Annotated in this window: 20 protein-coding genes; 11 read left to right on the forward strand and 9 right to left on the reverse strand. The window is 63.7% G+C overall.

The genetic code is table 11. The features are described from left to right. Window positions 1–74: 74 nt before the first annotated feature. On the reverse strand, window positions 75–1,223 hold the full coding sequence (locus tag AC3CCE_RS06910) for an amidohydrolase (protein ID WP_352510314.1): 1,149 nt from the start codon (window positions 1,221–1,223) through the stop codon (window positions 75–77). A 289-nt stretch (window positions 1,224–1,512) separates the two neighbouring features. Here AC3CCE_RS06910 and AC3CCE_RS06915 point away from each other — a divergent pair, with 289 nt between their 5' ends. The 3 genes from AC3CCE_RS06915 (at window position 1,513) to AC3CCE_RS06925 (ending at window position 3,169) form a co-directional block, all read left to right on the forward strand. After that, window positions 1,513–2,508, forward strand: coding sequence for a GlxA family transcriptional regulator (locus tag AC3CCE_RS06915; RefSeq protein WP_352510313.1), 996 nt, complete (start codon window positions 1,513–1,515; stop codon window positions 2,506–2,508). Between the two features lie 68 nt (window positions 2,509–2,576). Beyond that, window positions 2,577–2,858, forward strand: coding sequence for a type II toxin-antitoxin system ParD family antitoxin (locus AC3CCE_RS06920; RefSeq protein ID WP_023669694.1), 282 nt, complete (start codon window positions 2,577–2,579; stop codon window positions 2,856–2,858). Next, complete coding sequence (locus tag AC3CCE_RS06925) at window positions 2,855–3,169, forward strand: type II toxin-antitoxin system RelE/ParE family toxin (protein WP_023669695.1); 315 nt, start codon at window positions 2,855–2,857, stop codon at window positions 3,167–3,169. The genes AC3CCE_RS06920 and AC3CCE_RS06925 overlap by 4 nt, the downstream gene beginning before the upstream one ends. On the opposite strand, the gene AC3CCE_RS06930 is transcribed toward AC3CCE_RS06925, so the two are convergent. Genes AC3CCE_RS06930 through eglC form a run of 3 tightly spaced genes read right to left on the reverse strand, consistent with a single transcriptional unit; the run spans window position 3,156 to window position 7,664 of the window. Then, window positions 3,156–4,475, reverse strand: a complete 1,320-nt coding sequence (locus AC3CCE_RS06930; RefSeq protein ID WP_023683105.1) for an HlyD family type I secretion periplasmic adaptor subunit — start codon at window positions 4,473–4,475, stop codon at window positions 3,156–3,158. The two genes, AC3CCE_RS06925 and AC3CCE_RS06930, sit on opposite strands and share 14 nt — an antisense overlap. A gap of 3 nt (window positions 4,476–4,478) precedes the next feature. Continuing rightward, window positions 4,479–6,239 (reverse strand): type I secretion system permease/ATPase, encoded by a 1,761-nt coding sequence (locus AC3CCE_RS06935; protein ID WP_352624813.1) that lies wholly within the window; start codon window positions 6,237–6,239, stop codon window positions 4,479–4,481. Next, window positions 6,240–7,664 (reverse strand): endo-1,3-1,4-beta-glycanase EglC, encoded by a 1,425-nt coding sequence (gene eglC / locus AC3CCE_RS06940; RefSeq protein WP_023747055.1) that lies wholly within the window; start codon window positions 7,662–7,664, stop codon window positions 6,240–6,242. It lies immediately after the preceding gene. Window positions 7,665–8,080: 416 nt separating this feature from the next. Here eglC and AC3CCE_RS06945 point away from each other — a divergent pair, with 416 nt between their 5' ends. Then, window positions 8,081–8,524 (forward strand): SRPBCC family protein, encoded by a 444-nt coding sequence (locus tag AC3CCE_RS06945; protein WP_023683102.1) that lies wholly within the window; start codon window positions 8,081–8,083, stop codon window positions 8,522–8,524. A 70-nt stretch (window positions 8,525–8,594) separates the two neighbouring features. Here the strand turns inward: AC3CCE_RS06945 and AC3CCE_RS06950 are convergent, their stop codons facing one another. From AC3CCE_RS06950 to AC3CCE_RS06960, 3 genes are all read right to left on the reverse strand, one after another. Further along, window positions 8,595–9,560, reverse strand: coding sequence for a hypothetical protein (locus tag AC3CCE_RS06950; protein WP_023824612.1), 966 nt, complete (start codon window positions 9,558–9,560; stop codon window positions 8,595–8,597). A gap of 128 nt (window positions 9,561–9,688) precedes the next feature. Continuing rightward, complete coding sequence (locus tag AC3CCE_RS06955; RefSeq protein WP_352624816.1) at window positions 9,689–11,191, reverse strand: helicase HerA domain-containing protein; 1,503 nt, start codon at window positions 11,189–11,191, stop codon at window positions 9,689–9,691. A 136-nt stretch (window positions 11,192–11,327) separates the two neighbouring features. Beyond that, a complete protein-coding gene (locus tag AC3CCE_RS06960) occupies window positions 11,328–11,969 on the reverse strand; it encodes a glutathione S-transferase family protein (protein WP_023700072.1) in 642 nt (213 codons plus the stop codon). Between the two features lie 146 nt (window positions 11,970–12,115). Between AC3CCE_RS06960 and AC3CCE_RS06965 the strand changes: the two genes are divergently transcribed. Continuing rightward, complete coding sequence (locus AC3CCE_RS06965) at window positions 12,116–12,346, forward strand: hypothetical protein (RefSeq protein ID WP_023669703.1); 231 nt, start codon at window positions 12,116–12,118, stop codon at window positions 12,344–12,346. Window positions 12,347–12,478: 132 nt separating this feature from the next. Here AC3CCE_RS06965 and AC3CCE_RS06970 read toward each other — a convergent pair whose 3' ends face one another. Continuing rightward, window positions 12,479–12,964: a hypothetical protein gene (locus AC3CCE_RS06970; protein WP_023710833.1), complete on the reverse strand. Its 486-nt coding sequence runs from the start codon at window positions 12,962–12,964 to the stop codon at window positions 12,479–12,481. A 175-nt stretch (window positions 12,965–13,139) separates the two neighbouring features. Between AC3CCE_RS06970 and AC3CCE_RS06975 the strand changes: the two genes are divergently transcribed. Together AC3CCE_RS06975 and AC3CCE_RS06980 are read left to right on the forward strand one after the other, a co-directional pair. Then, entirely contained in the window at window positions 13,140–13,505 is a 366-nt protein-coding gene (locus AC3CCE_RS06975; protein WP_023683098.1) for a RidA family protein, read from the forward strand. A 103-nt stretch (window positions 13,506–13,608) separates the two neighbouring features. Further along, a complete protein-coding gene (locus AC3CCE_RS06980; protein ID WP_023710832.1) occupies window positions 13,609–14,841 on the forward strand; it encodes an amidohydrolase/deacetylase family metallohydrolase in 1,233 nt (410 codons plus the stop codon). Window positions 14,842–15,049: 208 nt separating this feature from the next. Here AC3CCE_RS06980 and AC3CCE_RS06985 read toward each other — a convergent pair whose 3' ends face one another. Further along, window positions 15,050–16,837 carry a flavin-containing monooxygenase gene (locus tag AC3CCE_RS06985; RefSeq protein ID WP_352624819.1) on the reverse strand — a complete coding sequence of 596 codons (1,788 nt, stop codon included), beginning with the start codon at window positions 16,835–16,837 and terminating at the stop codon, window positions 15,050–15,052. A gap of 402 nt (window positions 16,838–17,239) precedes the next feature. On the opposite strand from AC3CCE_RS06985, the gene AC3CCE_RS06990 reads away from it, so the two are divergent. From AC3CCE_RS06990 to kdpC, 4 genes are all read left to right on the forward strand, one after another. Then, a complete protein-coding gene (locus tag AC3CCE_RS06990) occupies window positions 17,240–17,329 on the forward strand; it encodes a K(+)-transporting ATPase subunit F (RefSeq protein ID WP_023669708.1) in 90 nt (29 codons plus the stop codon). An 18-nt stretch (window positions 17,330–17,347) separates the two neighbouring features. Next, window positions 17,348–19,051, forward strand: a complete 1,704-nt coding sequence (gene kdpA / locus AC3CCE_RS06995; protein ID WP_352624821.1) for a potassium-transporting ATPase subunit KdpA — start codon at window positions 17,348–17,350, stop codon at window positions 19,049–19,051. A 232-nt stretch (window positions 19,052–19,283) separates the two neighbouring features. Next, window positions 19,284–21,377: a potassium-transporting ATPase subunit KdpB gene (gene kdpB / locus AC3CCE_RS07000; RefSeq protein ID WP_023704187.1), complete on the forward strand. Its 2,094-nt coding sequence runs from the start codon at window positions 19,284–19,286 to the stop codon at window positions 21,375–21,377. Window positions 21,378–21,389: 12 nt separating this feature from the next. Next, window positions 21,390–21,956, forward strand: coding sequence for a potassium-transporting ATPase subunit KdpC (gene kdpC, locus AC3CCE_RS07005; protein ID WP_352624823.1), 567 nt, complete (start codon window positions 21,390–21,392; stop codon window positions 21,954–21,956). Window positions 21,957–21,973: the final 17 nt, after the last annotated feature.

Below are 21,973 nucleotides of genomic sequence, written 5' to 3' on the forward strand. Positions count from 1 at the left end.
TAATGTAGGAGGCGACTACAAGACGATTCCAGCGGGAAAAAGGCAGCTTCAGGATGCGGATTTTGCAGGGCCGCTCACCCCAGCAGGTTGCGCGCCGTGCGCATGAAGATCTTCGAACCGATCGGGATCAGATCGTCGGGAAAATCATAATCGGGATTGTGCAATGACGGGGTGCGCTCGCCCGCGCCGAGGAAGAACATCGCCGACTTCGCCTTGTGGCCGAAGATGCCAAAATCTTCCGAAGCGCGCATCGGCAGGGCTTCCTCGCTGCGCGCGACGCCCTCTTCGTCCAGCGCGTGGTTGAGATGTTCCACCGCGTCCGGCGCATTGACGCTGGCGACGAAGATTTCGTGATAGTCGCAGCGCACGGACAGGCGGTGCTCGGCCGCTATCCTGGCGGCCAGCGCCTCCGCAGCTGCGACCAGCTCCGCCATGCGCTCGTCACGCCTTGTGCGCAGCGTCGCCCAAACCTCGGCGTAGCCGGGCGCGATGCCGAACACGGCCTCGCCCATCGTCGCATGGGTGACGGTGACCATGCTGAAATCGTCATCGGCGAAAGTGCCGCGCCCCAGTGCCGGAAGCGCCGGCATCAGCTGGCTGATCGCCGGCATCGGCGACACGCCGGTTTCGGGCATGGAGGAATGCGCGGTCTTGCCGTCCAGCACGATGCGGATGCCGCGCGAGGCGCAGTTGACGACGCCGGGCTTGAGCCGCACCTCGCCGAACGGCACGCCCGGCAGATTGTGCAGCGAGAAGGCGAAGTCCGGCGCGATCTCGCCAAAGCGTGGATCGGCGACGACGCCGGCCGCACCATTGCCGGTTTCCTCCGCCGGCTGGAACATCAAGACGACGCGGCCGCGGGCCGGCCGCTCACGCCCGAGCTGGCGGCCAAGTGCGGCCAGGATCGCGGTGTGGCCGTCATGGCCGCACATATGCGATTTTCCCGGCACCTGCGAGGCATGCTCGACGCCCGAAAGCTCCTCGATCGGCAGCGCATCGATCTCCGAGCGGAACAGCACCGTCGGTCCCGCCTGGCCGCTGTCATAGACCGCCGCCACGCCATGACCGCCGAGGCCGGTCAGCACCTTGTCCGGCGCTGTATCGGCGAGGAAGCTGACGACTTCCTTGGCGGTCTGTTCTTCCTCGTTGGAGATTTCCGGGTTTTGGTGCAGCTTGCGGCGCCATGCCGTCAGCTCGATGATATCGCGATTGGTCAGGGTCATGGCTTGGGCTCCGCTTTGGTGCTGCAGGTTACACAAACACGATAGGGTTTTTCTCACGCCGTGCCATACTGATCAATTCCACTGGTCCATCTGCCTGTCTTGTGTGAGCGTAGATGACGACATCCCATGACCACCACACAACCCAGAGAATTTCCAGCTCCGCACTGAGGCCGTCGATCTCATCTCCGACATCCGGTGGCTTCTCCTGAAAAGCGCCGCGTGCTCGCCTGTGCGACATCTTTCGCGATATTTGCTTCCATCCACCCGAAGGAACGGTTTCGGAGCAACAATGGCCAGGCGGTTTGCGTTTCTCTTGGTTCGCGACTTCACGCTGTCGCCGCTGTCGCTGTTCATCGACACGCTGCGGCTCGCCGGCGATGAAGGCGACCGCAGCCGCCGGATCGAGTTCGACTGGGAGATCGTCGGCGAGCGTGGCCTGCCGATCCGGGCGAGTTGCGGTGTCGAGTTGCTGCCGACCAAGGCGATCGGCAATCCGCAGGAGTTCGACAATGTCGTCGTGGTCGGTGGCCTGCTCGACACCAACCGCAGCCTCAGCTCCGAAAAGGAGGTCTTCCTGTTGCGGGCGGCCGAAAAGGGCGTGCCGCTGACGGCACTCTGCACCGGCAGCTTCGTGCTCGCGCGCTACGGTCTGCTCGATGGCTACAGTGCTGCCGTCAGCTGGTTTCACATCAAGGATTTCCGCAGCCAATTCCCTGATGTGAACGCCCATGCCGACAGCCTGTTTTCCGTCGATAGGGGCCGCTCGACCTGCGCCGGAGGCACGGGTGCGGCCGACCTTGCCGGCCATTTCGTGTCGCAGTTCATCGGCCGCAAGGCTGCGGAAAAAGCCGCCAAGATCCTCGTGCTCGACCGCATCCGCTCGAGCTTGGATGTGCAGCCCGTCGGCGACCTCTTTCCCGCGGCCTCGAGCCGCGCGGTGAAACGGGCGCTGCTTCTGATGGAAAGCAATCTCCAGGAGACGCTGTCGATCGCCGAGATCGCGGGCCGGTTGCATTTATCCCGGCGCCAGCTTGAGCGGCTGTTCGGCGCCGAGCTCGGCATCGGCCCGATGGCCGCCTATCTTGCGCTGCGCGTGCATCAGGCCAAGTCGCTGCTGGAGGGGAGCGACTTGGCGATCGGCGACATCGCCTACCGCTGCGGTTTTCCCAATGCCGGCCATTTCAGCCGTGTCTTCCGCCATCAGACCGGTATCACGCCGACCCATCTCAGGCATCCGAACCGAATGTCCGGTGTCTTTGCCGACGGCAAGGGGAGCGGTCCCTAAGCCTATATTGGGGCGTGCGATCTCGCCGTTGGTATGATAATATCATACCAACCTGATAGGAGGGATCCATGTCCGCCACCGAAAAACGCACCTTCAGCCTGCCGGCCGAGCAGGCTGCTTTCATCGACCAGCTCGTTCGGTCCGGCACATACGCGACCAGCAGTGAAGTGATCCGCGCCGGTCTTCGCGCATTGCAGGAACGCGACGCCGCCGTGGAGCGCTGGCTGCGTGAGGAGGTCGCGCCGACCTATGATAGGTGGAAGGCAGACCCCTCCCAGGCCATCCCGGCCGACAAGTCTTTTGACAGCATCCGCGCACATCACGCAGCTCGCCTCAAGGGGAACGTGTGAAGCGCCGGCATGTTGTCCTTTTGCCGGAAGCCCAGACGGACCTGTTATGGATATACGATACGGTCGCTCACGCATCCGGCAACCTCACCGCCCTTCGCTACATCGAGCGGATCGAGCGATTTTGCCTGGGTCTCGACTATGCCTCGGAACGCGGAACCCTAAGGGATGATGTGCGGCCGGGGCTTCGCATCGTTGGCTTCGAGCGCCGCCTGACTGTGGCCTTCACCGTAGAAGGCGACCAGGTGGTGATTCTCAGGGTGTTCTACGGCGGCGTCAACTGGGAGGACGAGTTGGCGCCTATCGCTCCGTGAACGCCCGCGCGAACGAGTCCAGCATCGGCCGCGCCAGATATTCGAGGAAGGTTCGGTCGCCGGTGCTGATAAACGCCTCGACCGGCGTTCCCGGGTAAAGCTGCTCGGCTTTCACGCCCTGCGGCAGCGTGTCGGTGATCTTCAGCCTGGCGCGGAAATACGCCTCATGCGTGGTTTCATCGATCAGCCGGTCGGCGGAAATTTGCGTCACCGTAGCCGGGACCTCAGGGGTGAGGCGCGCGTTCAGGGCGGACAGCCTGAGCTTCGCCGGCTGGCCGACGCGAACCAGGTCCACGTCTTTCGGCCGCAGCTTCGCGTCGACGATGAGGCCCGACGCGGTCGGCAGGATCTCCATGATCTTCTGCCCCGGCGCAATCACGCTGCCTTTGGAGTTGTAGATCGAGGATACCACGATGCCGGCTGCCGGCGCCTTGATCGTCGTGCGCCCCAGCACCGCCTCGGCTGCGGTGATCTGTTCGCCGATGTCGGCCAGGCTGGTGCGGACCTCGTCGAGCTTGGTCAGCGCGTCCTCGACGCGCTGCGTGGTCGCGCGCTCGACCTGCGCCTGGGCTTCGACGATCTGCGTCTTGGTCGCTGCGATATCCGCCTCCAGCGCGCCGGCCTGGCCGACCAGATCGGCCTCGCTGCGCAGAAGCTGCGAATATTCGCTGCGGTTGGTGAGACCCTTGTCGAGCAGGCCGGTCTTGATGCCGAGTTCCTTCTTTACGATCTCGGCCTGTTGCTGAATGGCCAGTTTCTGCGCCTCCAGTCCCAGCGCCGACTCACGATGCATGGCGACGCGCTGCGCCAGGATCGACTGCTCGGACCGGAACCGGGCGAGCCGGGCCTCGAACTCCTTCTGTTGTTCGTGCACCAGATTGTCGAAATCGCGCTGGAACGGCGCGGGTGCTGCTTCGGCGATCGGCGCCAGCCTGTCCGATCCGTCGCGCTCGGCCTCAAGTCGCGCGGCACTTGCCCTGAGCGCGATCGTCTGTCTGGTCAGCCGGTTGAGGTCGGTCTCGGCCGCCCTGCGGTCGAGCAGGACCAGCGGTTCGCCTTGTTGCACGCGGTCGCCTTCATGCACCAGCAACTGCTCGATGATGCCGCCCTCGGGGTGCTGGATGAGGATGTTGCCGCCCGTCGCCGAGATCGTGCCGGAGGTGATCACCGCGCCGGAGAGCGGCGCGTTCGCCGCCCAATAGCCGAAGCAGCCGACGAAGAGCGCTATGGCCACGTAGCCGACGACGGCCAGGCGGCGGAAGTCGGTGCGCGGTCGACCTTCGAAGGCGAGGCTCTGCTGCATCATCGTCTATGACCCGAAGCGGACGCTGTGCGGGCGCACGGTCGGCACGAACGAGCCTGTCACCACCGCGCTCCCGGCCTTGCCGGCCGCCGGTTGCCTCAGCACCTCGCTCGCAGGGCCGAAAGCTTCGACCATGCCGTTGCGCAGGACCATGACGCGGTCGCAGGCCGCGGCGATCGAAGGGCGATGCGTGATGACGACTGTCGTGACGCTTACACTTCGCGCGGCCGAAAGCATCCCTTCGAGCGCCGCCTCCCCACTGCCGTCGAGATGGGCGTTGGGCTCGTCCAGCACCAGCATGCGTGGCTTGCCGTAGAAGGCGCGCGCCAGCCCTATCCGCTGGCGCTCGCCGCCCGACAGCACGGTATGCGACGGGCCTATCATGGTCTGATAGCCGTCGCGCAGCGCGAGAATCAGCTCATGCGCCTCGGCGCGCCTGGCCGCTTCGACGATCGCGGCGTCATCGGCGTCGGGTTCGAAGCGGGCGACATTTTGCGCGATCGATCCCGGGAAAAGCTCCACCTCCTGCGCGAGATAGCCGATATGCCTGCCAAGCTGGGTTTCGTCCCAGCTCCTCAGGTCGGCGCCGTCGACCCTGACCGCGCCGCCGGTCGGCTGCAGCGCGCCCACAAGCAATTTCGCCAGCGTCGATTTGCCGGCCCCGCTCGGGCCGACGATCGCCACCGCTTCGCCGGCGCCGATGGCAAAATTCAACCGCTTGAGGATGGGCTCCGTGCCGAAAGCCGCAGTCGGCGCGATGAAGAACAGATCCTGCACCGAAATCGCGCCCAATGGATCGGGCAGTGCGAGCTTGCGCCCCTGCGCTGGTTGCGCCGCAAGGGCGGTGTCCAGCCGTTTCCAGCATCGCTTGGCGTCGACGATCTGCCGCCAGGATCCGATCAGCTGGTCGAGCGGCTGCAGCGCGCGCGACGACACCAGCGACGAAGCGAAGATCATGCCGGCGGTCATCTGCCCTTGTAGCACCAGCCACGCGCCGGCGCCGAGGATCGCCAGTTGCAGCATCATGCGCAGCGCCCGCGACGTCGCGCTGAAGATCGCATTGGCGCTTCCGGAACGGTCATGCAGGGTCAGCGCCTCAGCAACGTGTTGTCCCCAGACCGCGGCGGCATTTTGCACCATGCCCATGGCGCGCAGCGTGTCGGTGTTGCGGGCGAAGGCCTGCTCCGCCTGGCTGGCCACCGCCGAGCGTTCCGCCGACATGGCATCGTTCCTGCCGATGGCAAGCTGGTTGGCCACGACCAAGAGAAACAGCAGCACGGCGCCGGCGAGCGTCAGCCAGAACAGGACGGGATGGATGAAATAGAGCAAGGCCAGGAAGACGGGCGCAAACGGCAGGTCGAACAACACCGCCACGCCGCGCGACCTGATGAAGGCGCAAGTCGTGGCAAGGTCGTTCAGCGGCGACAGCCCGCTGCCGGCATGTCTGGCGCCAAGCGAGGCGGCGAATGTCCGCGCGCCCAGTTTCTGGTCGACGGTGGCCGCAACACGTTGCGCGTAGATGGCGCGGACCGCGTCCAGCAGGCCGAGGAAGGCGAGCGCGAGGACCGCCATGGCCGAGAGATAAAGCAGCGTCTCGACGCTGGAGGACGGCAACACCCGGTCATAGACCTGCAGCAGATAGAGCGGGATCACCAGGAGCAGGATGTTGATCAGCAACGAAAAGATGCCGATATCGGCGATGCCGCGCAGGAAAACCGGGCGCAGGCCGATGGCCGCATCCCTGAGTGGCGCGCGGTCCCGTGACATCTAAACCGCGTGCTCGGCTGTCGTGCTCAGATGGCTCTGCTGCAAATCGTTCAGCGTATAGGCGTGGATATAGTCGATCTTCATTTGCGCGGGCGTCGCCAGATGGTCGGGCGGCGCGCCGGCTTGACCGCCGACCGCAAGGTCGACCAGCATATACATGGGCTTGTTCATATCGGACGGCGTCGCCGCTTCCGCGACCTGGACGCCATCATAGGTCCAGACCAGCTTGTCCGGCGTCCACAACAGGCCATAGGTGTGATAGCCGTCGGTGTTGGAGACATTCACCGTCGACCCGACCGTGGTGTGGGTTCCCGTCTCATTTGTGTGCGCGGTCATGAGAAGCGCATTCGGGTTCTGCCCATACATTTCGATCACGTCGAGTTCCGGGGGCCATGAACCGTCTTCGGGCAGAAGCCAGAAGGCCGGCCACGCGCCGGCATTTTCCGGGAGATCGGCCCGCATTTCGAAATAGCCATAGGTCTGCGAGAAGGTGTCGTGCGTCGTCAGTATGCCGGAAGTGTATTCGTAATTGTTGATCAGCGGCTTGATGTCGTCGGGCGCATGCGCCGCGGTTATGGTGAGCACGCCGCTTGCGACGCTGAACGGATGGACCGAGCTGGTCGGCGCATAATTGGCGTCGATATACCATTGCAGCTCGCCGTTCTGGGGCTGCGAGCTGCCGTTCTGCGCCCCCCACCAGAAATTGGAATCCCAGATGCCGCTCTGGCCGTTCCACAGGCTCAGCGTGTTGAAATCGTCGTTGAACGACAGCGTCATGCCGGTCTTGTCGATCGGCAGCTCGAACTGGCCGGGCTGAAACTTGTCGATCGTGGTGTTGTGGAACACCAGCACCTCGCTCGAGCCGAGGTTCAGCTGCACGTTCGATCCCACCTGGACCATATTGGCGTGGACGGCCTCGAACGAGGTGAAGGCATAGCCGTTGAGGCGCACCGTGTCGGTCGCGCCGAAATCGGAGATCAGGTCGCTGCCATTGCCCTTGTTGATGATGAAGGTGTCGGCGCCGGCGCCGCCGATCAGGACGTCATTGCCCTTGCCGCCGTCCAGCGTCTGGCTGCCGGCGCCGCCCGTTATGATGTTGTCCTGACCATTGCCGAAGGCATAGTGGCCGTCTCCGGTGACGACGAGGTTCTCGAAATTCGCGGGCAGCTTGTAGCTCATCCAGGTATCGATCGTGTCGACGCCCGCGCCGTAGTTCTCGACCGCTTTGTTGATCGTCGAATAGAGATGGTAATAGTCGTCGCCCGCGCCGCCATACATGGTGACCTTGACGTTGGTGTCGCCCCAGAAGGAATCGTTGCCCGAGGTGCCGTAGCGGTAAGGCGCGCCTCCAGTCGCCGAGAACCAATGGGTGGAAGCGCCGGTATAGGGAAGTGGAATGCCTTTGGCGTTGAGGACTGTGGTCATTCCGACACTCCTTGCGCGTGCTGCCTTGGTCGTTCGACAACCTTCGAGCGACCATTTCGGATCAACTCTTAAATTGATCCGTCGTTCCAGGGAATCATTCTATAGTACACCAAGGAGATCGTCGCCCATCATTTAATAGATAATGCCGAAGGCGTTAAGCTGATCCTAATACAACTTTATAGGAGAGACTTACAATTTTAATAAATTGTGAGATCCGCGCCGAAAGGTTAGGCAACCTGTCAATGATTCATGCAATTTGACGCGACACGACCGCCTGCCTGAGGCGGCGACTCGAAGTCGCGGGCGGATGGCTGCCGGCAAAGGGCTCAAGAAAATTTGACAGGCTATGTCGGACCGGGTGAGGTTCACCCGTCCTTGGGGCATAGAACAACGAAACCACAAAGGATACCGAAGAGATGCCAAGCACCGTACGTTTGCACCGCGTTCTGACGACCAGCCCGGAGAAGGTCTACCGCGCATTCACAGAAGCCGACGCGCTGGCGAAATGGCTTCCGCCGAACGGCTTCACTTGCACCGTGCACAGCTTCGACGCGAAAGTCGGTGGCGCCTTCAAGATGTCGTTCCGAAACTTCACGACGGGCGGCAGCCATTCCTTCGGCGGCGAATATCTCGAACTCGTTCCCGGCGAGCGCCTGCGCTACACCGACAGGTTCGACGACCCCAATTTGCCCGGCCAGATCGAAGTGACCGTGCTCCTGAAGAAAGTGTCGGTCGGCACGGAACTCGACATCACGCAGGCCGGCATTCCGGACGTTATTCCGGCCGAAGCCTGCTACCTCGGCTGGCAGGAGTCGCTGCGCAATCTGGCAAAGCTCGTCGAACCCGAGATCAATCAGTAGAGCCCATCGGATCGGCGGCGCCGCCCAGCCAGTCCGCGCCGCCGACAATGCCGAGCCGAGGACGCATCCCTCACGGCCCGGTGCAGATCGGCAACGGTTGTGGCGGCGGTGGCGGGTTGTCCTTGGCGTATTGCGCGATGATCGGCTCAAGGCTCTTTCGCGGCCAGAATTTCGGCTTCCCGATCTCCTTCAGGCAGGACGCATTCCAATAGGCGCCCGATTTACCAACGGCGGTGATGTCGCGCGATTCCGGGTAGATATAGAGCGTCGTCGGATTGCCCTTCATCATCAAAATGATCTGGTCGGCGTCGGACGGCGACCAGCTGGTGCAGCCATTGCTGCGGCCGCCGGCATAATCCACCAGCTTGCCGTATGGCACGAAGCCGTCATGGTCGGCATAGGAGCTGTTCGGGTTCTTGCGCAGGCACATGCCGCGCAACAGCCGCGCCGCGTGGCCACCGATCACCCGCTGCCTGGCATTCGCCGTCTCCCCCTCACCGTCGAACTGGATGAAGGTGCGCAGCAGCGCCTGGTCTTTTTTTGCGCCGATGCGGTAAAAACCCTTGAATGAGGTCTTTGCCTCGCCGGTCATATAGGCGCCACCGGTCGTCAAGGACGAGTCCAGGGCATTGCCGAAGTTTCTCGCGCAGCGCTTCCCGTTGGAGAAATCGACCACGCCTTTCAAATTGCGGCCGCCGCCATGGCCCGACGAGATCGCCCTGAACGACTGCTTGGCCTCGCAAATGACATAGTAGCGCCGCCCTAGCACGCCATTGCCGAGATCGCCGGGGCGCGTCGCATCCATGGCGAAATAGCAGCCATTGTGGACCGCGCCTTGCGCGACCTTTTTCAGGTAAAGCGCGCGCGCCCGCTCCAGCACCACTTGCGAAATCTCGCCGTCGTCATTGCCGACATGGGCCTGCAGCCAGGCCGGTATATCGGAGGACGCGGCAAAAGACCGGGCAGACATCGTCAAGGCGATGCCGGCGATGGCGAGGAGGCCAAAGACAAAGACAGCCAGAGATTTCAACCGCACCGGACAACCCTCCCGCCCGAACCGTTCTGCGATTCTCGGAAACCCATCATAAATCGTCGCGCGCCGATCGGCGAAACACATCTTGTTCAGAACCGCGCAAGCAAGTCAGGTAGCTGCCTGTTCGCCTTTCACAGCGCCAGGCTGCCCTGTTCCGCCTCCGCGGCATTGGGGTCGCCCGGCGCCGTCGCCCAGGCGAGCTCGACCAGCGTCACCGTGCGGCGGCCGGTGCCGTCGAGCTGGCAGACGATGAGGCCCTGCTCCTCGATATAGGTGAGCAGCCGCCGGGCGCGCCGCAGCGAATGCGAGCCGTAGGCGCGCGCGATCGCCGCGTCGCTCGGGCACGGCCAGCCCTCCTTGGCGGCGCGGGCGATCATCATGAACACGCCCTGCATGTCCTCGGGCAGCAGCGAGGCGCGCACGGAAACGTCCTGCCAGGCGTCATCGCCTGCCATGTCGGCGCCGAGCCCGGCGCGGGCACGCGTCAGCATGCGACGGAATTCTGAGAGGTCCGGCACCACCGAAGCGAGGCCTTCGATGCGGCAGCGGACGACGAACTCCTGATAAAGCACGCCGATGACGCGGAAACCCGCATCGGGCTGCGCCAGGATGGCGCGCAGGACACGGTCCACCCGCTCTCGCCGCTCGGCCATATCCTCGGCGCTTACCGCCGGTTCCGCAGGTTCCGGGCGGATCTCCATCGCTGCCGATTTGGCCGCCATCAGCTGGTCGAGCAGCTCCGGCGACGCCATCCGGCGCGGCGCGCGCATCGTCTCGGGCGGCGGCGCCGCCAGGATGATGGCGCGCGCGTCTTCAAGCGCTGTTTCCGGCATTGCCATCAGCCGCGGCGTACCGTTGCGCGGGCTGGTCTCGGTCTGGCCGATGCGCACGCCCAGCGGACGGCGCGACAGCGCTGGGCCCAACGCCATGAAGTGCCCGCGCTCCAGGTCTCGAAACGCCTCGGCCTGACGCCGTTCCATGCCCAGAAGGTCGGCGGCGCGCGCCATGTCGATATCGAGGAAGGTACGGCCCATGAGGAAATTGGACGCCTCCGCCGCGACATTCTTGGCGAGCTTTGCCAGCCGCTGCGTGGCGATGATGCCGGCAAGGCCGCGCTTGCGGCCGCGGCACATCAGATTGGTCATGGCGCCGAGCGAGAGCTTTCGCGCCTCGTCGGACACTTCGCCGGCCACGGCGGGCGCGAACAGCTGCGCTTCGTCGACCACCACCAGCATCGGATACCAATGCTCGCGGCCAACCTCGAACAACCCGCCGAGAAAGGCAGCGGCGCGCCGCATCTGGTTCTCGGCATCGAGCCCTTCGAGATTGAGCACCGTGGAGACGCGGTGGATGCGCGCCCGCTCGCCGGCTGCTTGCAGGCCACGCTCCGTATGCTCCTCGGCATCGATGACCAGATGGCCGTAATGGTCGCCCAGCGAGACGAAATCGCCTTCCGGGTCGATGATGGTCTGCTGCACCCAGGGCGCGCTCTGCTCCAGGAGCCGGCGCAAAAGGTGCGATTTGCCGGAGCCGGAATTGCCTTGCACCAGAAGCCGGGTCGCCAGCAGCTCCTCAAGGTCGAGCGCCGCCGGCGCACCCGCCGTCGTCTGTCCCATCTCGATGGCTACGGTCATGTCACGACTCTCCTTGCGGACAGGGCTTATCAACCCGGCCGCGAGCCGTCGAGCGCGCCATGGCAACTCGCCCGCTGTTCCACACCTATGCTGCCAAAGCGCCACACATCAGCCCATCTGCCCAAAGGGAAGCACATCAAGCGGAGTTGACCGGCGGCAGAAGCGGCGCGTCCAGCCCGTCGAAGGGATCGCGCCAGGCATCGATGGCTTCGAGCCGGCGATACCAACCCAGAACAGAGGGATAGTCCGCCAGCGGCAGGCCGGCTGCATCGTTGAACGGCAAAAACGTCGCCATACGGAAATCGGCATAGGAGAGCGACTTGCCCACAAGCCATGGCCGCTTGGCGAGCTCCGCCTCGAGAATCGCTGCCGCGATGCGGAACTCCGCCAGCCCCTCCTCGACCTTGCCCTGGTCGACGGGCCCAATCCCGTAGCGCTGCTTGGTTCCGCGCTCGAAATGCACGATGTCGCAGGCCCGGACGAAATTCTCCTTGCCCCAGCTCAGCCAGCGGATCATGTCGGGTTGGTCATCGCCGCCGCGCCAGAAATCCGAACCCGCTTCGCGCGACAGAAGGCAGGCTATGGCGTCTGCTTCCCACAGGCTGCCGCCCGGCCATGCCAATATCGGCAGGGTAAGATTGGGATTGAGCTGACGAAACCGCTCAGCCTGCCCGGGCGCCATGGGTGCCGCAAACTCACACTCGACCTTGGCCTGCAGATGACGTGCAGTTGCAACCGCGAGGCGCGGATTGGGATTGCGGCTGAAGTACAGTTTCATGTCCCGTCCTGGACGCTGTGGGCTCGATCCTATCAAACACGCAAACGTGCCCTCCAGGCAATCTGGTCGGACCACGATTCCGCTGGCACACGCCGTCGTTCGGCGTATTATTTCCTTCGGGAGAGGGTTCTTGGCAGGAGGAAGCCATGAACGTAGTGCCGAGCGTACCTGTCATCGACGTGACAACCCAGAACCTTGTTTCCTCTGCGCTTTCCAGATTCCGCGCCGGCGATACCGTCTCGACCAGGGCGGCGCTCGACGCCATCCGCCGCATGGATCCAACCTGTGTCGACAGCGACGACGATCTCGTCGAACTCGTCGTCATGGCGGCAATTGGTAAGACCATGGCGGTTGTGTTCGACCACCGCTCCCGCTAGCCCTGTTGGACGAACCTGTCCCGTTCAACTCGCTTGAGCTCGAGTGGGTTCGGTTGGCGAGCTTTTACAGCTGCAGCCCGGAAGCGGACGTCTTCGTGCGCGAAGGCCGGCAATAGCATCAGCGGGTAAACCTCAGTTCCCCAAGGGATGCGGCATGTAGCCGACGAAGCCGCCGATCTTCCAGTGGCCCGCCACCTTCCTGCAGAAATACAGCGTCTGCCATTTCAGCTTGTCGACGCTGCCATCGGCCTTGGCCACCGAGCCGTTGAACTTCTTGTGCAGCACGGCGCGGTCGCCATCGACATCGATGTCGCGCATGTTGGTGACGCGAAACAGCGCCTCGCGCAGCGGCTCGGCGAATCTGGTCGTCGCCGTCTCCTTGGCCTGGCGCAGCCATTCGTCGCGATAGACGGCAAGGCTCGGGAATTGCAGACGCCAAGCGTCGGCATCGCTGAGGAAATGCGCATGCATGCCGAAGAAGCTGTCGGCGAGGAAATCATCCTCGACCATCGACCAGTCCTGACCGATAAAGGCGTCGATGTCGCGCCGCACCAACATTTCCCAGAGCGCGTGGCGATCGGCATCGCCCTCTGGAAACGGGTTCTTGTCGAAGGTCATTGAAATCTCCTGTCGGGAAAATGCGACGCGCAAGATGCTGGCGAGCCTGCGATAAAGCAACACGCGTTTGGAAAAATGCTGCTTTCCAAAAAGCCCCCTATGAGGATCACCGGGACAGGCGTAGAGCGGTCGTCGAAAACGGGGCGCGGCCCGCCATTCTGAACAGGAGTTTCCTTTGCCCAAAGAGTGTTTTGGAACATCCCACGTGCCGCTGTCGCCGGCCGTGCGCGCCGGGGATTTCGTCTACATCTCAGGTCAGGTGCCGGTCGACGGCGACCGCATTGTGGTCAAGGGCGGCATTACCGAGCAGACCGAGCAGGTGCTGCAGAATGTGAAGGCAGCACTCGCGCTGGCCGGCTGCACCATGGACGATGTCGTCAAGACCACGGTCTGGCTCGAGGACGCGCGCGACTTCGGCGCCTTCAATGCCGTCTACGCCAAGCACTTCCCGAAAAATCCGCCGGCCCGCACCACGGTCGAATCGCGGCTGATGATCGACATCAAGATCGAGGTCGAAGCCGTCGCTTACCGGCCGGTTTGACCAGTCGGGGCATGATCCCGAAAAGTGGAAACCGGTTTTCTCGGACAAACGGAAACCGTTTTGTCCAAAGATCATGCCCCGAAACAAAGAGAGGCAGGCGCCGATGCAGTTCGATCTCCTGATCAAGGGCGGCCGCCTGATCGATCCGGCCTCGGGCCTGGACGCGCCGCGCGATGTCGCCGTTGCGGGCGGACGCATCGTGGCCATCGAGGCGGCGATCGATGCCGAGCACGCCACCAAGATAGTCGACGCTCGTGATTGCATCGTCACGCCCGGCCTCATCGATTTGCATAGCCATGTCTATTGGGGCGGCACCTCGCTTGGCGTCGATGCCGACCGGCTGGCGGCCAAGAGCGGCACCACCACCTTCATCGACGCCGGCAGCGCCGGCGCCGGCAATATTCTGGGCTTTCGCCGCCATGTCATCGAGCGCTCGAAGGTGCGCATCCTGGCCTATGTCAACATCTCCTTTGCCGGCATATTCGGCTTCTCGCAAAGCGTCTCTGTCGGCGAATGCAGCGATCTCAGGCTCTGCGAGCCACGCGAGACGGTGGCTGCGGTGCGCGAGCACGCCGATGTCGTCGTCGGCGTAAAAGTGCGCTCCGGTAAGCATGCCGGCGGCGCCAGCGGCATCGCGCCGGTCGATCTCGCGCTGGAAGCCGCCGACCAGGCCGGCCTGCCGCTGATGGCGCATATAGACGAGCCGCCGCCCGGCCGCTCCGAAGTGCTGCCGCGGCTGCGCAAGGGTGACATCCTCACGCACTGTTTTCGCCCGTTCCCCAACGCGCCGGTCTTCGCCTCCGGCGCGGTGCGGCCGGACATGCGGCTGGCCCGCGAACGCGGCGTCATCTTCGACATCGGCCACGGCATGGGATCGTTCGACTTCGCCGTGGCGAAAGCGATGCTGGCCGAGGGCCTCGCGCCCGACGTCATCTCCAGCGACGTGCATCTCTATTGCGTCGACGGTCCGGCCTTCGACATACTGGTCTGCATGTCGAAGCTAATGGCGCTGGGCATGCCGCTGGTCGAGGTGCTGCGCGCCGCCACGCAAAGGCCAGCCGAGGCGATCGCCAGGCCGGAGCTTGGGACGCTGAAAGTTGGCGGTGTCGGCGATGTCGCGGTGCTGAGACTGCGCCCCGGGCGCTTTACCTTCGTCGATGCGGTCGGTGCGGCGCTGATCGCGGATCAGCGGCTCACATCGGACGGCATCGTCGTGGGTGGTGTCTGGTGGCCGAACGAAGCCGCCGACCACAACGAGACCGAGCGCTTCGAGGCCCACACGCACCATACGCATGTCGAGGTCGCGGCACGGCATTTCGGGCGTAGGCACGATTAGCTGGTCTCCCCTTCATGGGAGATGGTCTGTCTTTCGGCGGCGCGTTTGAGGACCGCCTTCCCCCACTCCGTCTCGGCTTCGCCGAGCCACCTCTCCCCCCTCCGGAGGGAGAGGAAAGGCGCCAGCTGGAATCGCTTCGCGCCATTCCTCTCCCCCGTCGATCGGGGGAGAGGTGTCGAGCGAAGCTCGACGGAGTGGGGGTCGAACCTTACCCCGAATTACTCACCGCCCCAAACACCGGCGTCGCAATCCCTTCCATCCGCGCCTTGATCTGCAGCGCTACATATTTCGAGTAAAACCGCGACAGCGCCAGATTGCCGCCGTGGAACCACAGCGCGTCCTGGGCCGTCGGCTTCCACATGTTGCGCAGCTCGCCTTGCCAAGGACCGGGATCGCCCTTGACGCCGGAGCCGAGGCCCCAGCATGGCCCTACCTTGTCGGCGACCTCGCGCGAGACGATGGCCGCCACGGTCTCGTTCATCGACTGGTAGCCGGTACAGGCGACGATCGCATCGACGGCCAGCTCGCTGCGGTCGTCGAACAGGATGCCGGTCGGCGTCAATGAACTGATGCCGACGCCGCTCTTCACTTTGATCTCGCCATTGATGATCAGTTCGCAGGCGCCGACATCGATGTAGTAGCCGGAGCCGGTGCGGTAGGCCTTCATCAACAGCCCGGTCTCGTCCTCGCCGAAATCGATGGCGAAGCCGGCGGCGCGTAGCTGGTCGTAGAAGTCTGCGTCGCGTGCCTTGATCACCTCGTAAAGATCCCGCTGGCCCTTGGGTACAAGCGCGAACGGCGTGGACGCGACGATCAGGTCGGCCTTGTCGGTGCTGATGCCGCGCGCCAAAGCCTTTTCCGAGAAGATCTCGAAGCCGACTTCCATCAGAGTGTCGGATTTCACCACTGTCGTCGGCGACCGCTGGATCATGGTGACGTCTGCGCCGCTCTCCCAGAGGTCGACGCTGACATCGTGCCCCGAGCTTGCCGCGCCGATGACAGCGACACGTCTGCCGCGGAATTTCTCGCCGCTTGCATACTGGCTGGAATGCAGGAGTTCGCCCTTGAAGGTCTCGGCGCCGGGCAGCGCGATCTGGCGTGGCGGGCCATAGGCGCCGGTGGCAAAGACAATGTGCTTCGGCTTCAGCGTGATCTGCCGGCCGACGCGGTCGACCACCACAGTCCACACCTTCTCGGCCTCGTCATAGCTGGCGCTGAGGCATTTGGTGGCGACCCAGTAGTTGAGCTCCATCACCCTGACATACATCTCCAGCCAGTCGCCCATCTTGTCCTTGGGCGTGAACACCGGCCAGTTCTCCGGGAACGGAATGTAGGGCAGATGGTCGTACCAGACCGGATCGTGGAGCACGAGCGAGCGATAACGGTTGCGCCAGGAATCGCCGGGGCGCGCATTTTTCTCGATGATGATGGTGGGCACACCGAGCTGCCTCAGCCGCGCGCCGAGCATGATGCCGCCCTGCCCGCCGCCGATCACCAGGCAATAGGGCTGCTCGGTGGCGCCGAGGTCGCGCGTCTCGCGCGCCCGCGCCTCCGCCCAGGTTTCGCGCTTCGGATCGGCCTTGTGACGGATACCAAGCGGCCGCGCCGGTCCCTTTTGTTCCTCGAACCCCTTGAGCTCACGCACCGCCGTGAACAAGGTCCGGCAGCGGCCGTCCGTAAGGCGCACAATCCCTTCGCCCCGCGCGACCGCCGTTTCGAACGTGAACCAGGCCTCGACGGTGCCCTCATCCGAGGTCGCCTCGCCGGACAGCGTCCAGTGTGAGGGCTTCGTTTCCGCCAGCGTCGCTTGCAGCATGTCGCGGATCTCATCGCGGCCTTCCATCGTGGTGATGTTCCAGGTGAAAGCCAGCAGATCGCGCCAGTAGCAATCCTCGACGAACAGGTTGGCGGCCGCCTCGGCGTCATCAGCTTCCAGCGCCCGTGCAAGCGCGCAAAGCCATGTCGCCGCCTGTTTCGATGGTGCCATGTCGAGCATCTGTTTTTCCCTCACTTTGCGTTCCCATTGTTTCGAAAGACGGAGCCGCCGCAAGAGGGGTCGCGATATCATGGCGTCGGTTTCTAGCGGCCCGGAACGGAGCCATCTCCCGGAAATCTTTATAGGAATTTTATATCTTTCCTCCCGGCCCCGTCTCGAACCTTTATGGCGATCGGGTCCATATTCCATCTCGAGCAAAACGCTGCGGACGCCGTGACCCCAGAGTTACGGCGGGCCGTTCTCATGGAATTTCTGGCTCGCCAGTCGCTGGCGCCAAATACAAGCAGAAGCAAGGACCAACACAAATGGACATCGTCGTCATCGGGATCGAGGTTTTGTTCTTCGGTCTTTCCCTCGCCTACATCAAAGCTTGCGACGCTCTTTAAGCGGAAGGATCGCACCATGCTTGTCGATTACATCCTCGGTGGCGGCGTGACCTTGTTCCTGCTCGTCTACCTGACATACGCCCTCGTTCGCCCAGAACGCTTCTGAAGCAAGGCACGGAAACCCATGACACTCAACGGATGGATACAGATCCTGGTTTATTGCGGGATCGTCGTTTTGCTGGTGAAGCCGCTCGGCGGCTACATGTACCGCGTCTTCAATGGCGATCGCACCTTTCTCTCGCCCATACTCGGGCCCGTTGAGCGCGGCCTCTACCGCATTTCGGGAACCAGCGAGCGCGAGGAGCAGCACTGGACGACCTACGCGGCAGGAATCATCTTCTTCAGCCTTGCCAGCTTCCTGGTGCTGTACTTTCTGCAACGCCTGCAGGGCGTCCTGCCTTACAATCCGGCCGGGATGGCATCGGTCGAACCCAATCTCGCCTTCAACACTGCCGTCAGCTTCGTCACCAACACCAACTGGCAGAATTACGGCGGCGAAAGCACGTTGTCCTACCTCGTGCAGATGGCCGGCCTGACTGTTCAGAACTTCATGTCCGCCGCCGTCGGCATTGCCATTGCGGTGGCGCTGATCCGCGGCTTCGCCCGCGCCTCGGCCAAATCGATCGGCAATTTCTGGGTCGATATGACCCGCTGCACGCTCTACATCCTGCTGCCGCTCAGCATCGTGCTCACCCTTGTCTATGTCTGGCTCGGCATGCCGCAGACGCTCGGGCCTTATGTCGACGCCACCACGCTGGAGGGCGCCAAGCAGACGCTCGCCCTTGGGCCGGTCGCCTCGCAGGTCGCCATCAAGATGCTCGGCACCAATGGCGGCGGCTTCTTCAACGCCAATGCCGCGCATCCTTTCGAAAACCCCGACGCCATCTCCAACATGATCCAGATGGTGACGATCTTCGCGCTGGGTGCTGCACTCACCAACGTCTTCGGCCGCATGGTCGGCAACCAGCGCCAGGGCTGGGCGATCCTGGCCACGATGGGTGTGCTGTTCATCGCTGGCGTCGTTATCTGCTACTGGGCGGAAGCCGCGGGCAATCCGCTGGTCCATGCGTTGGGCGTCGACGGCGCCAACATGGAAGGCAAGGAGAGCCGCTTCGGCATTGCCGCTTCGGCACTATTCGCCGTCATCACCACGGCTGCGAGCTGCGGTGCGGTGAACGCCATGCATGACTCGTTCACAGCACTTGGCGGCCTGATCCCGATGCTCAACATGCAGCTCGGCGAAGTCATCGTCGGCGGCGTCGGCGCCGGCTTCTACGGCATCGTCATGTTCATCGTCATCACCGTGTTCGTCGCCGGCCTGATGGTTGGCCGCACGCCCGAATATCTCGGCAAGAAGATCGAGGCCAAGGAGGTCAAGATGGCAATGCTCGCCATCCTCGCTCTGCCGTTGGTCATGCTGGTCTTCACGGCAATAGCGGTCGTGCTGCCAAGCGCCGTCGCCTCGATGGCCAATGGCGGTCCGCATGGCTTCTCCGAGGTTCTTTATGCCTACACTTCGGCGGCGGCCAACAACGGCTCGGCCTTTGGCGGCCTTTCCGGCAACACGCCCTGGTACAACATCACGCTCGGCATCTCCATGTGGGTGGGTCGCTTCTTCGTCATCATTCCAGCGCTTGCCACTGCCGGCTCGCTAGCGACGAAGAAGACGGTTCCGGCTTCCGCCGGCACCTTCCCGACCGACGGCCCGCTGTTCGTCGGCCTGCTCGTCGGCGTCATCCTGATCGTCGTCGGCCTGACCTTCTTCCCGGCACTGGCGATCGGACCGATCGTCGAGCACCTGGCTGCCATCAACGGCCAGACATTCTGAGGCTTGTCATGTCCTGGTTCTACCCAAAACGCATGAAGGCCCGGCCGCGAGCCGGCCCACGAGCCGGCAATGAGGGGGAGGAAACGCCCCCTCCCTTCCCCAGCGTATCTACCTTCCTCGGCCTCGCGGCAGTCATGATCGTGATCTGGCTGCTGGCCTATGGTCCGCCGCCCCTCTTTTCGGCATCCGATCGGTCGGTGCCGGCCAACAGTTCAGATACTGGAGCCACCAAATGAGCCAGTCCAAATCCGCGAGCATCATGGATGCCCGCATCCTGTGGCCGGCCATCGGCGGCGCCTTCAGGAAACTCGACCCCCGCACGCTGGTCAGGAACCCGGTGATGTTCGTCGTCGCCATCGTCTCGCTTCTTACCACGGTCCTGTTCGTCAAGGATCTCGCCACCGGCGGCGGCGATTTCGGCTTTACGCTGCAGATCATCATCTGGCTGTGGTTCACCGTGCTGTTCGCCAACTTCGCCGAGGCCGTCGCCGAAGGCCGCGGCAAGGCGCAGGCCGATTCGCTGCGCAAGGCGCGCACCGAAACCCAGGCCAAGCTGCTTGCCGGCGAAGACCGCTCCAGGTTCAAGCTGGTGCCCGGCACCAGCCTGAAGGTTGGCGACATCGTGCTGGTCGAAGCCGGCGACATCATCCCGTCCGACGGTGAAGTGATCGAAGGCGTGGCCTCGGTCAACGAGGCGGCAATCACCGGCGAGTCCGCACCCGTCATTCGCGAATCCGGCGGCGACCGTTCGGCGGTCACCGGCGGCACGCAGGTTCTGTCCGACTGGATTCGCGTGCGCATATCAGCCGCCTCCGGCCACACCTTCCTCGACCGCATGATCTCGCTGGTCGAGGGTGCCTCGCGCCAGAAGACGCCCAACGAGATCGCGCTCAACATCCTGCTCGTCGGCATGACGCTGATCTTCGTGCTGGCCACCGCCACGATCCCGAGCTTTGCCTCCTATTCCGGCGGCTATATCCCGGTGACGGTGCTGGTCGCGCTGTTCGTCACCTTGATCCCGACCACCATCGGCGCCCTGCTGTCGGCCATCGGCATTGCCGGCATGGACCGCCTGGTGCGCTTCAACGTGCTGGCCATGTCCGGCCGTGCCGTCGAAGCGGCGGGCGACGTCGATACGCTTTTGCTCGACAAGACCGGCACCATCACGCTCGGCAACCGCCAGGCCACCGAATTCCGCCCGGTCAAGGGCGTCACCGAACAGGAACTGGCCGATGCCGCGCAGCTCGCCTCGCTCGCCGACGAGACGCCTGAGGGACGCTCGATCGTCGTGCTGGCCAAGGAGAAATACGCCATCCGCGCCCGTGACATGGCAACCTTGCATGCCAGCTTCGTGCCCTTCACCGCGCAGACCCGGATGAGCGGCGTCGACATCGATGGCTCGTCGGTGCGCAAGGGCGCCGTCGATTCGGTTCTCGCCTATGTCAGCCAGTCGACATCGGCCACTCACGGCGCGCGCCCCGGCAGCGACACCGTCAAGGATCTCCAGGCGATCGCCGACGAGATCGCCAAGTCGGGCGGCACGCCGCTGGCCGTCGAGCGTGACGGCCGCCTGCTCGGCGTCGTCCACCTCAAGGACATCGTCAAGGGTGGTATCCGCGAGCGCTTTGCCGAACTGCGCAAAATGGGCATCCGCACCGTGATGATCACCGGCGACAATCCGATGACTGCGGCGGCGATCGCAGCCGAAGCCGGCGTCGACGATTTCCTCGCCCAGGCCACGCCCGAGGACAAGCTGAAGCTGATCCGCGACGAACAGGCCAAGGGCAAGCTGGTCGCCATGTGCGGTGACGGCACCAACGACGCGCCGGCCTTGGCGCAGGCCGATGTCGGCGTCGCCATGAACACCGGCACGGTTGCCGCCCGCGAGGCCGGCAACATGATCGACCTCGATAGTGACCCGACCAAGCTGATCGAGATCGTCGAGATCGGCAAGGCGCTGCTGATGACGCGCGGCTCGCTGACGACCTTCTCGATCGCCAACGACGTCGCCAAATACTTCGCCATCATCCCGGCCATGTTTGCCGTCTTCTACGTTGCGCCGGGACATACAATCGGCCCCCTGCAAGCGCTCAACATCATGCATCTGGCGACGCCGCAGAGCGCCATCCTATCGGCCATCATCTTCAACGCGCTGATCATCATCGCTCTGATCCCGCTGTCGCTTAAAGGCGTCAAATACCGCGCCATCGGCGCCGGCGCGCTGCTCAGCCGCAACCTGCTGGTCTACGGCCTCGGCGGCATCATCGTTCCCTTCGCCGGCATCAAGGCGATCGACATGATCGTCACCGGCCTCGGCCTCGCTTAAGGAAATACGTCCATGCTCACTCAGATAAGACCCGCTGTTATCATGATCGTCTTTTTCACCGTTTTGACCGGCCTGATCTATCCCCTGGGCATGACCGGCATCGCCCAGGCGCTGTTTCCGCACCAGGCCAATGGCAGCTTGATCGAGAAAAACGGCACGGTCATCGGCTCCGAACTGATCGGCCAGGGCTTTGCCGACGACAAGTATTTCCATGGCCGCCCCTCGGCTGCCGGCGACGGATACAACGCCGCGGCGTCCAGCGGCTCCAATCTCGGTCCAACCAACCCCAAGCTGATCGACCGCATCAAGGCCGACGCCGAAAAGCTGAAGGCGGAGAACCCGAACCAGCCGGTGCCGATGGATCTGGTGACGACGTCCGGCAGCGGCCTCGACCCCGCCATCAGCCCGGACGCCGCCTATTTCCAGGTCGCTCGGGTGGCCAACGCCAGGGGCTTCGACGAAGCCAAGGTCAAGGCGCTTGTCGACAGCCATGTCGAAGGCCGCGAACTCGGCTTCCTCGGCGAACCGGTGGTAAACGTGCTGGCGCTCAACCTGGCACTGGACGATACCAAGCAGTGAGAGACAATCTCTGAAGC

The sequence above is a fragment of the Mesorhizobium sp. P160187 genome (genome assembly GCF_057766425.1).